Origin of the sequence: Spirosoma foliorum (genome assembly GCF_014117325.1) — a bacterium.
GTDB lineage: Bacteria > Bacteroidota > Bacteroidia > Cytophagales > Spirosomataceae > Spirosoma > Spirosoma foliorum.
Genome location: NZ_CP059732.1, coordinates 7,092,888 through 7,105,512 on the forward strand (window position 1 = coordinate 7,092,888; position 12,625 = coordinate 7,105,512).

A 12,625-nucleotide genomic window follows, 5' to 3' on the forward strand; every position below is an offset into this window, starting at 1 on the left:
CATGTCCATTGCTACAATTATTCTGGCCGCAGGAGCTTCAACCCGATTGGGCGGCCAGCCAAAACAATTACTTACTCACAATGGCACGACCCTAATCCGGCAAATTAGCGATGCGGCATTATCGCTACAAACAGGTCCGGTAATTGTTATTTTAGGAGCTAATCAAAACCAGATACAACCTGAGCTAATTGGTTTGCCTGTCCGCATTGTTCAGAACCCTACTTGGCACGAAGGCATAGCCTCGTCTCTTCGAGTTGGCTTAAATACCCTAGCCGATGAGCCTGTCGATTTCTTTTTAGTTGTTCTGACTGATCAGCCCTATGTTACAGCCGACCTTCTCCAACAATTAATCTCGACTCAGCAACAGACCGGACGAGGCATTGTTGCCTGTCGCTATGGCGAAGCGGGCCATCTGGGTGTCCCAGCCTTGTTTGATATTCGCTATGCTCCCGAGTTTATGAACCTGTTGGGCGACATAGGTGCTCGTAAACTCATTAAACAATATGCTGGCGACTGCGCCGAGATCCCATTCCCACTAGCTGATATTGATTTAGATACAGCTCAGGATGTGGCAACATGGCGTGCAAACAGCTAGGTAGCAGTTGTACACCGGAGTACCACTCCGGTGTACAACCTCAGATGCCTTACCTAAAAACTAGCGTATTAAGCATTTTTTCTCTCCAACACCCTGCGCCCCGCTTTTTGCCCCTTCCCCTCCCCTTCGTACCTTTGCTACTGAAATGGCACGACTCCTGGCAATCGATTATGGCATGAAACGTACGGGTATCGCCGTAACGGATTCTTTACAACTTATTGCGTCGGCGCTGGAAACGGTTCCCTCGCATGAAGTGCTGAAGTTTCTGAAAGCCTATGTTCTTAAGGAGCCAGTCGAATCATTCATTGTCGGTCTTCCGAAAGGGCTAGATGGTCTGGATACCGACAATACCGCTCGGGTCAGGAAGTTCGTAACGCATTTGCAGAACGCATTGCCCGACATTCCGGTTTATTGGCATGACGAACGATTTACGTCTGTTATGGCCTTACAAGCCATGATTGCAGGTGGAAGTACCAAAAAAGATCGACGAATAAAAGGTAATATCGACAAAATAAGCGCGGCTATTATTCTTCAGTCATATATGGAAAGCAGAAAAGAATGATGAATGATAAATGATGAATGATTTTAACTAATCGCATTCATCATTTATCATTCATCATTCATCATTAAAGATATGATTCTCCCAATTATTGCCTACGGCGATCCGGTTTTACGGAAGCGAGCCAAAGATATTGAACCCAATAGCCTCGACGTGAAAACGTTGAGTGAGAATATGTTCGAGACGATGTATGCTGCATCGGGTGTTGGGCTGGCCGCTCCGCAAATCGGGCAAAGTATCCGGATGTTCGTGGTGGATGGCGAACCGCTGAACGAAGACGAACCCGAAGAAGACATCGATCAAAGCCTGATCGGGTTTAAAAAGGTATTCATCAACCCCGAAATCATTGAAGAAGCGGGCGATGACTGGGGGTTTGAAGAAGGTTGCCTGAGTATTCCCGGCATTCGGGGCGAAGTGTTTCGGCCGGAGATCGTCGTTATCCGCTACCTTGATACCGATTGGAACGAGCACGAAGAAGAATATGAAGGCATGGCGGCCCGTATTATTCAACATGAATACGATCACCTCGACGGGAAGCTCTTCACCGATTATCTGCCTACTATCCGCCGGACGCTTATCAAGAAAAAACTAGCCGACATTTCGAAAGGCAAAACCGACGCCGAGTATAAAATGAAGTTTCCAAAGTAAGGGAGTAGAGGGAGAAAGGAGGAAAGGGACGAAGGATTAGTAGCTCCCCCTTTTCCCCTTCCTTCCTTCTTCCCTTTCCTCCCTCCTTCTTATGAACATCACCCTCCTCCAAACCGAACTTTACTGGCATGATCCGGTGGCTAATCGGGCTATGCTGGAGGAGCGCATTTTCAATCTGTCAGAACCTACAGATCTGATCATTTTGCCCGAAATGTTCACAACAGGTTTCACGATGGATGCCCAGGCGGTGGCCGAATCCATGAAACTGGCGACGTTTCGATGGCTAAAGCAAATGGCCGCCCAAACAGGAGCGGTTGTGACAGGCAGCTATGTGGTTCAGGAGAAAGGCAACTATTTCAATCGCCTGATCTGGATGCAGCCCGACGGCCAATTCGATGTATACGACAAGCGTCACCTGTTTCGGATGGCGGGCGAAGATAAAGTTTACACCGCCGGAACACGTCGGATTGTGAAAGAGTGGAAAGGCTGGCGCATTTGCCCACTCGTTTGTTACGACCTCCGCTTTCCCGTCTGGAGTAGAAATGTACCTACGGACCGGGCCGCGTCCGGCTTCAGTCCGTCTGCCAGTTCAAAAAATTTCGACTACGATTTATTAATCTACATCGCCAACTGGCCATCTGTTCGGCGCAACGCCTGGAATACGTTACTTCAAGCCCGCGCCATCGAAAATCTGAGCTACGTGGCAGCTGTCAATCGGGTTGGGCAAGATGCAAACGGGCACCCGTATACGGGCGACTCTGCCGTTATTGATTTTAAGGGTGACCTCCTATTCCGACACTCCGACACAGAAATTGTCCACCACCAAACTCTATCGCTGGATGAACTGCGGGCATTTCGGGAAAAGTTTCCGGCGAATCTGGATGCGGACAGCTTTACCATTCAATAGGCCACTATTTTCAGTACTCCAATAATCGGCCAGTAGCTAATCCAAGTTGCAGGATAGTCGTGTCGCGACGCTACACACAATTAGTCCTAAAGTTGAAATATTAGTTACTTAAAAGTTGATTAATTTCTCATTTTAGCTGGGTAAAATTCGTTGAAATAGGTTTATTAGCATTATAAAGCTAATAAATCCTATACCATGAAAATCTTCACCTTATTCTTATCTGTTGTCTTGAACGGACTTATACTCAGTTCCAGTTTCGGTCAGCGATCCATTATTTACGACAAAAAAGGCAGATTAGTTACCACAGATACCATTAAAGGAATTACGTATTTGGGTAGTGCTTATTTAGGCGATATTGTCTGGCATCAAGGCTATTTGATTTATAGAAACGAGCGTGAAGTGCCCGCAAAGATTGCCTATAATCTTGTTTCGGATCAGATATACTGGCGGCTGAACGATTCCTCCGACGTAGTTCAGGCTTTACCTGACGAGTTTACGTTTGAAGGCCGACGATTTATGGCCGATCTGTATAAAGTCATGAAGGTGAAACGGGTCACGTATTTTGAGGTCCTATACGATGACAAGACCAGATTATTCCGTAGATGGACCAAGCAGCTACGGCCTATCGACTGGAAACTATATACGTCCCGAGTTATGCCCGAAGATCGCTTTGCCGCGGAGTATATTTTAACCGGCGATCTATATATCCAGAAAGAAGGCGAACGTCCTAAGTTCATAATCCCTACCGAATATTCGCTTAGTCGGGTTTTACCCAACATGGGGTCAGAACTAGCCAACTTCATTGCTGCTAACGAACTAACTGATCAGGTTTTAATTGAGGCCTTGATTCAATACGACAGACGATTAGTCAGTGCAGCTCACTAGAGTAAGTCCAGTAGCTCCCGCACGCTAGTCAGGGTTGTAAACGATTTGCCTACCAGTTGGCTATCTGTCACTCGTTCGTGGACCCACGTAACCGCATACGGAATGTATATAGCCCGACCGCCAATGTGAACCACGGGCAAAATATCTGATTTTAGCGAATTCCCAATCATCAGGAAGTCAGCGGGTTGAACATTGTACCGATGCAAGACTCGTTGATAAGCCTGTTCGTTTTTTTCACTAACAATTTCAACATGTTTAAAATAATGCACCAAACCCGAGCGGGCAATCTTGCTTTCCTGATCGAATAAGTCCCCTTTGGTCAATATCATCAAATCGAATTTCTTCGAAAGTATCTCCAGCACATCATGTACGCCATCCAGCACATCAATCGGAAAGTCGATCAGTTTTCGCCCCACATCGATAATTTGTTGAATTTCAGTGCCCGTTATAGCACCATTAGTTAGCTCAATGGCTGTTTCAATCATTGAGAGAATAAAACTCTTGGCACCATACCCAAATGTATTAAGGTTTCGAATCTGCGCATCGTAGAACCGTTCTGCCAGCGTATCCTGGTCAATGTGATGCGACAGCAGCTCACATAGCTTCTGCTTAACATCTACATAGTTTGGTTCGTTAACCCATAAGGTGTCATCGGCATCAAAAGCAATTAGTTTCATAGCAGTACCTTGGCGTATAGGAAATGGACAAAAGTACGAGTTGAATCGCGAATCAGGTGCTTGCAGAATGGGCACCTCATCTGATTTTACCATAATTTGATTTGCGTCATATTGCTGAAATACCCAATTTGCCACCCGTTCCTAACGCTATTTTTCCCTTTTTATATACTATGGCATTTACTGAACAAGATGAAGACCAGATTCTGGTACAGGGTGTATCGCTCGACCAGATTGACCAACAGATAAATTACTTTGTCAATGGCTTTCCGTTCCTAAACGTTATCAAAGCTGCCACCATTGGCGATGGCATCGTCCGGGTTGCTGAAGATAAAATACCAGATTATCTCCGTCGTTTCGATGCAGCTGCTCACGAGCGCGATCTGGTCAAATTTGTACCCGCATCGGGAGCTGCCACCCGAATGTTCAAATCCTTATTTGCGGCTTTGGATGGCAAGTCCGATAAGTCGGTCGATGAAGTGTTCGCCCGAATCACGGACTTTGCTTTTTACGAAGACCTCAAAGCGGCAATGGCGGCCAAAGGTTTGGATTTAGACAAAGCCGTTGCTGAGAACGATCGGAAAACGGTCTTAACATTTTTACTGACCGACGAAGGGCTCGAATACGGCAGCCTGCCCAAAGGTCTGCTCAAATTTCACCAATATGCCGACGGCCCTCGCACACCGGTAGAAGAACATTTGGTTGAAGGAGCCGCCTACGCGAACTCGGATGGATTGGTGAAGCTCCATTTCACTGTTTCGCCCGAACACCGCGATCGTTTCGAGCAATTGATTCATGAGCAAAAAGCCGATTACGAAGCCTGGCTGGGTGTTACGTTCGACATTTCGTTCTCTGAACAGAAAAAATCGACCGATACGATTTCGGTCAATCTGGACAACTCGCCCTTCCGCAACGCCGATGGATCGCTATTATTCCGTCCAGCGGGGCATGGTGCGCTGATCGAAAATCTGAATGACATTCAGGCCGACATCGTCTTTATCAAAAACATCGACAATGTTGTTCCCGATGAGATTAAGGAAGCAACCGTAACGTACAAAAAAGTACTGGCAACGGTATTACTGGATGCGCAACAGCAGATTGCCCGAATCCAGGGATTGCTGGATAGCGAAGACGTAAGCGACGGTTACCTGGCCGAAGCGGATGAGCTTTTCCGCCGTACCTTATTCACGTTACCTCCCGAAGGCTTCGACAAGTTGTCTAAAGAAGAGAAAGTAGATTACTTCCGTCGGAAATTGGATCGTCCTGTGCGTGCCTGTGGCATGGTAAAAAACGTTGGCGAACCAGGAGGTGGACCGTTCTGGGCCAGAAATCAGGATGGTTCTGTTTCGTTACAAGTGGTTGAATCAGCCCAGATTGATTTGGACAACCCAGCTCAGAAAGCCATCTTCGATGAGGCTACCCACTTCAATCCGGTTGATTTAGTATGTGGCTTGAAAGACCATAACGGCCGGAAGTACGATCTACCCGCCTACCGCGACCCACTAACCGGTTTCATTACGGCAAAATCGAAAGATGGTAAAGACCTAAAGGCCCAGGAACTGCCTGGTCTGTGGAACGGAGCCATGGCCGATTGGAACACCATCTTTGTTGAAGTTCCCCTTATTACGTTCAATCCCGTTAAAACGGTAAACGACCTTCTCCGGAAAGAACACCAACCTGCGGAGGAATAAATAAAGGTAAGTTGTAAAGTCATAGAGTTAAAAAGTTGTATAGTGGCTGGCGCATCCAGAAAAACTATACAACTTTTTAACTCTATGACTTTACAACTTTATTTAAGCCGTCATCTTGTTAGCCGACGCATCGGCTAATTGGGCCGTGGCGGCTCCAATAGCAATTTCTTTTGTTTCGAGCAATTCCGGATTCTGGAATGTCAGTAACGTAGTGTTTTCATAAACACCGAGGTTCGCATCCCGCACACGTTCCATAATAGGCCGCAGGGCACAGGTTACTTCGTCGTTGCAATCGTCGCACTTTACGTAGAAGTTGAACGATACACAGGGGGTTGGGGCAATTGGGCCATCGATTACCCGTAATACCTGCGCCAGATTCACCCGAGCGGGATCGACTCGTAACAGATAACCACCACCTTTTCCCTTCTGACTTTGCAGAATACCATGATTACGGAGCTCCAGAAGGATAGCTTCTAAGAATTTCTTAGGGATGTTTTCTTTGGCCGAAATGTATGAAATCAGTACAGGGCCTTTCCCATATTCTTCAGTTAAAACCTTAAGCGCCTTGATGGCGTACTTCGCTTTCTTAGAGATCATTGTTACGGTGACTAGGGAGTTGTAGAGATGGTCTTGCCAATTACTTGTCAGGTATTATCTGGCAGTATGTGGGCAAATTAGTAAGTACTTAACATTCAGCCAAAACTTATCGAGCTTCAACGGAAAATCTTTTAGCCTAAGCTAGCTTTCCAGCAAATCTCCTCATTCACCCTAATAAGTTTACTGCCAAACATTTACAAATATCCTAAAAGTTCATCGACTTACTTGGGTATTGGACGAAGATATAATTTATAAGTCACTAAGTTTTTAGTAAGCTCCTGAATTTAACCTGCTTAAATGTATTTATCTTTTCGTTTCGTTACCTCCACCAAGCGAAAATCAGGGTTCATTAACACTAGATTACAACCTGCTATAGGTTCTTAACAAATCCTTAATCATACATCACCCTTTCATAACATTAGCCTAACAGAGGGCGTGGGTATTTCCGTGAATTTTGCAGCGAAATACACCTATTGATTTACAAATGAAATCATTTATTTCTACAACATTACTTGTACTACTTCTTTTTGCTGCGAGTTTGTCCTCCTGGGCACAGGTAACAACGAGTGGACTCTCGGGCCATGTTACCGATGCCAAAAAAGAAGCCTTAGTTGGCGCAACTGTACAGGCCGTTTACACGCCCACCGGCACAAAATACGCAGCCGTAACGGATATCGATGGTCGCTACCGCATTAACAACATGAATGCAGGTGGCCCCTACGAAGTCGTCATTACCTATGTCAGTTACAAAACTGAAACCCGTAACGATGTAACGTTACAACTGGGGGAAACTACGAACCTCAATATCACACTTCAGGATGCCAGCACGCAACTTAGCGAAGTTGTGGTGAAAGCCAATCGCGAAGGTGAACGTCAGGGAGCAGGTCTGAACGTAAGCGGTGAAGCTATTCGTCGGTTACCGACCATCTCACGGAGCTTGACAGACATGACCCGTCTGTCTCCTCAGGTTAACAACAACAACTCGTTTGCAGGGACCAACTTCCGTTACAACAACGTAACTGTCGATGGTGCGATCAACAACGATGCTATCGGCTTTAGTCCTTCGCTTGGTGGTTCAACCGGTACATCGGGCCAGCCTGGTTCGAGCACACGGACAAACCCAATCAGTCTCGACGCAATCCAGGACATTCAGGTAGCAGTAGCTCCATTTGATGTTCGTCTGGGTAACTTCCTGGGTGGTTCGGTTAACGCCGTAACACGCAGCGGAACCAACGATGTAACGGGCTCTGTATACGGATTCACCCGCAATTCAGCCCTGACAGGTTCCTGGAACGGTGCATCGAATGCGAAAGAAAAATTGCCAAGCACCTTTTATGAATATCAGACAGGGGTTCGGGTTGGTTTACCATTGATCAAAAACAAGCTCTTCTTCTTCACCAACGAAGAGATTACTCGTCGCCAAGACCCTGTTCAGTTCCAGGCTGGCTCGCCTAGCTCGTTGATCAAAGACCCAGCATTGGCTCAGCAGATCAGCGATTTCGTTAAAACAACCTATGGTCTTGATGCCGGAGCATCTGGCGATTATTCGATCTACTCGAAAAGCACGAAGTTCTTCAACCGCCTTGACTGGAATATCAACGACAAGAACCAGTTGAGCATCCGGAACAACACCGTATTCTCAGAAGCAACGAACTTAGAGCGTGATGCTCAAAACTTCCGTTTCGGCAGCATCGATTTCAAACAGACGAACAACCAAAGCAGCACGGTTGCTGAGTTAAAAAGTCAGTTTGGTGGTCGGGCATCTAACAGCTTGATTCTGGGTTACTCAAACGTGCATGACTTCCGGAATACACTGGCCAATGTTAGGTCATTCCCACAGGTTGAAATTGGCTATAACGGCGGTACGATCTTCTTAGGAAACGACCGGGAGGCATCGGTCTTTAACCTGCGCCAGAAAACATTCGAAGTAACGGACAACTTCACGTTCTACCTTGGCAAAAACACGTTCACAGTGGGTACGCACAACGAGTTTTACACCATCGATTACGGCTTTGTTAACTCGCCTAACGGACGTATCTCTTACCGCTCTCCAGCTGAATTTCTGGCTCAATTGCCAAACCGGGTTCGGGGTTCGTATCCATTCGGCGATGCGACCAACAATCTGGATAACCAATTCAACAATCCGTACGCCCACTTCAATGTTAACCTGATGAGTTTGTATGCACAGGATGACATTCAGCTTAGCGATCGTTTTAAATTATCTCCTGGCGTTCGCTTCGACTACACAGGATTGCCAAACAAGCCAACACTCAGCTCACAGGTAACCAATTCGGCTGGTGACCCAACCAACATGGGTACGACCTATAGCTTTACTCCGCTGAACAAAATCACAAATAACTACCTGAACAACGTTCAGATTTCGCCCCGCTTAGGCTTTAACTTCGATGTGAACGGCGATAAGAGTGTCGTGATCCGAGGTGGAACGGGCTTGTTCACGGGTCGGATTCCATTTGCCTGGTTAGGTTATGCGTTCTACAACAACGGTGTAGGGTATGGTGCGTATGACTTTAACAATAACGCTACAGCAACAACTAAACTGGTGGGCGACCCATTAGTACCGAATGGTGGCGTATTGATCAACAACAACCCAGCCAACGGTGGTGTAACCCGGACACAGGTCGACTTGATCGACAACAATTTCAAAATGCCACAGATGTTCCGAAACAACCTCGCTGTTGATTACACAGTTTCTGGCTACAAAATCACGCTCGAAGGTTTGTATACGAAAGTGATTCAGGATTTGAAATTCCAGCAGGTTAACACCAAAGATGTGGTTCGCTACTACAGCTACGATACGCAGCATCAGCAGCCAATCTATGTTGCAGCAAACGGAACTGCCGGGGCACAACGCATCGACAACAACTTTGCAAACGCCTACATGCTGTCGAATACCAACAAGGGATATCGCTACAGCCTGACAGCTCAGATTCAGAAGAACTACGCAGCAGGTTTTGGTTTCTCGGCCGCTTACACCTACGGAAAGTCGTATGACCTAACCAACGGTATCCGTAACTCGATGGAATCGAACTGGCAGTTGAACCAGTCGCTGAACCCGAACAACCCGCAGCTGGCTTACTCGAACTTTGATATCCGGAACCGGATTGTCGGTACGATCAACTACCGCAAAATGTGGAGCCCAAGTCAAGCGACGACGGTTACCCTGTTCTACTCGCTGCAATCGGGCACGCCATTCTCTTGGGGTTATGTTAACTCAACGATCGATGGTACAGGCCAGGCTAACAGCTTAGCATATATCCCTAAAGATCTGGCTGAAGCACAAACGCTGTTGCCAACAGGTTCACAAGCTGCTGACTTCATGGCTTTCGTAGAATCAGATTCATACCTGAAAACGCGCAAAGGAACCTTCACCGAACGGAATGGTGGTCGTACTCCCTGGAACAACACGATGGACCTGCGCTTCCTGCACGAGTTCAAGTTGAAAGGCCGTCAGTCGATCCAGATCAGCTACGATATCATCAACTTCCTGAATCTGTTAGACAAGAAACTGGGTTACGTTTATTTCTCGCCTAACACGTTCAACTCAACAGCCTCAATCGGTCTGGCACGGGCAACCAACCCTGGTACGGGTGATCCAACGTTTACCTGGACTGCTCCTGCTGCTCCTTACTCAATTGATCCGCTGGGATCACGTTGGCAGATGCAGATTGGCGCACGGTACACGTTCTAAGATTTACACCTTTCTCTTAATAACAGCAATCGCCCGACTGAAAAGCCGGGCGATTGCTGTTTGTGGCGTTTGCATTCAGCAAACAAAGAATTAGGATGAGATTATGTGTGACCCCATCGGGGTCATACGTAATCTAAATTTGCGTGATTATCTATGCGTGATGTCGGTTTTGAGAAACCGCTGCTTTGAGAACCCACAAAAGAAAAAACCAGAACAACGCCCTGGCCTTTCGTGCGACACCAATATGAAGAATGAGACAGATGCTTATCTGTGCAAACTTAGTACACCAAAGGTAGTCGCCTAGTATTACACAAATGTTACGCTAGTATTACGCTTGCATTATACCTAGTCAATGACACCATTCTGACGATTTTCGGAATTTTCTTTCCAGAAACCATTTATGAACCGGTACTGAATTTTATTCCCTTTCTTAAGAAGGAAGGTTGGTATCTGCTCTAATTCAAGGGGTTGAGCAGGCAGACTACCTTCAAACAATAAATGCACAGCTTGCGCGGGGAAATTGTCCTTTTGTGCCTTCCGTACTTTAAAGGCCACGACACCATCCCGCCCAAGAGCTGGCAGATCAAGTTTAGCCAGATCAGCCACTGAATCCAGCGTATCTGGATAAGTATAAGCCGGAACCAGTGTCAAGCCTGTTGCGTCGATTTCATCGAGTCCGTAAAATGTAGAGAGGTCGCCGATGTCGTCAACGCTGCTCTTATAGTAAAACTCATCAGCCGCTTTCGTGTTGGTTTCATACTGGTTGATGCCCACATCAACAAGAACGGGGCGACCTTCGCGAATAACGGTGGCGTTCCGAATCAACACATCAAACAGCGCCCGACCATTTTCGGGGATCGCCTGGTAGTCGGCACTGTTTTCCTGTTTGTACGATCCATCAGCAATCGATTTCAACGCGGTCAGAATCGCCACGAAGTTTAGCCGTCTGATCGTCATTTTCTCGGGATCACCTTTAAATCCGCCCGACTCAATCAGTATCAGCGTGGTACCCCATTTTTGAATGTTATCGCCAAACGCACGGGGTTCAAACTCATCATCGTATCGACCGACCTGGCCCGGTATGAATTGTTGCAAGGCTCGGTTCATTCCCACAATAAGCTGCATCGACCGCTGCCGAACATCGTTGACGTTCCGGTCTTCGTCGTAAGCTGTTGCCAGAAACGAAACGACGGCCTGTTTTCCGGTTTTGCCAACACCATAGCGCGGATTCTGATCGTGTAGATTAAAGCCGACGAGCGGTTTAAGCGTTTGCTGGAGGTTTTTGAGCAGTGTTCCTTCGGGCGTTTGCAGGCGCAGCGCGTCCCGGTTCATATCGATATCCGTAGCCGTTCTGCGCTGAAAACGCTCCGCTCCGTCGGGATTGAGCATTGGCACAAAGTACAGCGTTGTATTGGTCAGGATCGTCTGCCGTAGTTCGTCAAAACCGTCGTTTTTTGCTTGTAGAAAGGCAAATATGTCGAACATCGCCATCGTAGCCGTGGCTTCATCGCCGTGCATCTGGCTCCAGAGCAACACCTTCGTTTGTCCTATGCCCGCTTTCACCTGATGAATCGATCGCTTCTCCAACGACTCGCCCACCTGGCTGACAGACAATGGCCCGCCCAACGCATTCAGCAAGGGCAAAATATCCTTATGCTTAAACCGACGATGGGTAAACGTTTTCTCTTTGTACGTCTCGTGGGCGTCATGTAATCGACGCGCTAATTCCTGAGCTTGTGAATCTAGTACACTCATGCGTAATAAAAATAGAATCATGACCGAGTTGACGCGCCAGTTTGCTGTACAGAAAACCATCAAACCAGATAACTTCGTATCCATGCGCGTTCTCATCCATTTATAGTTTTTGTCCAATCCAAAGGCCGCCCACTGAAGCCAGTAAACAGAGCACCACATTTAGGGTAACATTCAACAGAGCAGCCCCAATACGACCACCTTGCAACAGCACAACCGTATCATAGCTGAAGCTCGAAAAGGTGCTAAGTCCACCGCAAAACCCTATCCCGATTAGTAAACGGGCTTCCTCCCCTGCCGATCGGTCAACTACCCAACTGACTATGGCCCCCAGCACAAAACTAGCCAACACATTAACCAATAGAATAGCAGTTGGAAATGGTGCATTCGAGAGTGTAGCCGGAATTAGATGCCCCGCTATATATCGTACCAAACTCCCGACTCCTCCACCCAGAAAAACCAGCACGTAAGGGTGCATCAGCAGGATTCTCATATCAACAAACTTACGAAAAAACGGAGTTGGCACGCAGATGACGTGGATATAGCAGATTTTCACAGATTTTATTCGCTATTATTGTACAATACCACTTCCCTCCTACCCGCCGGAC

11 protein-coding genes are annotated in these 12,625 nt (G+C 47.1%); 7 read left to right on the forward strand and 4 right to left on the reverse strand.

Annotation, left to right across the window (positions count from 1 at the left end):
- The first annotated feature begins 1 nt into the window (after position 1).
- From H3H32_RS29810 to H3H32_RS29830, 5 genes are all read left to right on the forward strand, one after another.
- Complete coding sequence (locus tag H3H32_RS29810) at positions 2 to 595, forward strand: nucleotidyltransferase family protein (RefSeq protein WP_182459360.1); 594 nt, start codon at positions 2 to 4, stop codon at positions 593 to 595.
- A 145-nt stretch (positions 596 to 740) separates the two neighbouring features.
- Complete coding sequence (ruvX, locus tag H3H32_RS29815; RefSeq protein WP_182459361.1) at positions 741 to 1,157, forward strand: Holliday junction resolvase RuvX; 417 nt, start codon at positions 741 to 743, stop codon at positions 1,155 to 1,157.
- Positions 1,158 to 1,229: 72 nt separating this feature from the next.
- The gene (def, locus tag H3H32_RS29820) at positions 1,230 to 1,802 is read left to right on the forward strand and encodes a peptide deformylase (RefSeq protein WP_182459362.1); all 573 of its coding nucleotides are present in this window, start codon (positions 1,230 to 1,232) and stop codon (positions 1,800 to 1,802) included.
- Positions 1,803 to 1,893: 91 nt separating this feature from the next.
- Entirely contained in the window at positions 1,894 to 2,709 is an 816-nt protein-coding gene (locus tag H3H32_RS29825; protein WP_182459363.1) for a nitrilase family protein, read from the forward strand.
- A gap of 195 nt (positions 2,710 to 2,904) precedes the next feature.
- The gene (locus H3H32_RS29830; RefSeq protein ID WP_182459364.1) at positions 2,905 to 3,594 is read left to right on the forward strand and encodes a hypothetical protein; all 690 of its coding nucleotides are present in this window, start codon (positions 2,905 to 2,907) and stop codon (positions 3,592 to 3,594) included.
- Here H3H32_RS29830 and H3H32_RS29835 read toward each other — a convergent pair.
- A complete protein-coding gene (locus H3H32_RS29835) occupies positions 3,591 to 4,271 on the reverse strand; it encodes an HAD family hydrolase (protein WP_182459365.1) in 681 nt (226 codons plus the stop codon). The two genes, H3H32_RS29830 and H3H32_RS29835, sit on opposite strands and share 4 nt — an antisense overlap.
- A 170-nt stretch (positions 4,272 to 4,441) precedes the next feature.
- Here H3H32_RS29835 and H3H32_RS29840 point away from each other — a divergent pair, with 170 nt between their 5' ends.
- On the forward strand, positions 4,442 to 5,959 hold the full coding sequence (locus H3H32_RS29840; protein WP_182459366.1) for a DUF4301 family protein: 1,518 nt from the start codon (positions 4,442 to 4,444) through the stop codon (positions 5,957 to 5,959).
- 102 nt (positions 5,960 to 6,061) lie between these two features.
- On the opposite strand, the gene H3H32_RS29845 is transcribed toward H3H32_RS29840, so the two are convergent.
- Positions 6,062 to 6,556, reverse strand: a complete 495-nt coding sequence (locus tag H3H32_RS29845) for an RrF2 family transcriptional regulator (protein ID WP_182459367.1) — start codon at positions 6,554 to 6,556, stop codon at positions 6,062 to 6,064.
- A 484-nt stretch (positions 6,557 to 7,040) separates the two neighbouring features.
- Here H3H32_RS29845 and H3H32_RS29850 point away from each other — a divergent pair, with 484 nt between their 5' ends.
- The gene (locus H3H32_RS29850; protein ID WP_182459368.1) at positions 7,041 to 10,265 is read left to right on the forward strand and encodes a TonB-dependent receptor; all 3,225 of its coding nucleotides are present in this window, start codon (positions 7,041 to 7,043) and stop codon (positions 10,263 to 10,265) included.
- A gap of 345 nt (positions 10,266 to 10,610) precedes the next feature.
- On the opposite strand, the gene H3H32_RS29855 is transcribed toward H3H32_RS29850, so the two are convergent.
- Both H3H32_RS29855 and crcB read right to left on the reverse strand, forming a co-directional pair.
- Positions 10,611 to 12,020 carry a M14 family zinc carboxypeptidase gene (locus H3H32_RS29855; protein WP_182464524.1) on the reverse strand — a complete coding sequence of 470 codons (1,410 nt, stop codon included), beginning with the start codon at positions 12,018 to 12,020 and terminating at the stop codon, positions 10,611 to 10,613.
- 100 nt (positions 12,021 to 12,120) lie between these two features.
- Positions 12,121 to 12,510 (reverse strand): fluoride efflux transporter CrcB, encoded by a 390-nt coding sequence (crcB, locus tag H3H32_RS29860; protein WP_182459369.1) that lies wholly within the window; start codon positions 12,508 to 12,510, stop codon positions 12,121 to 12,123.
- Positions 12,511 to 12,625 lie beyond the last annotated feature (115 nt).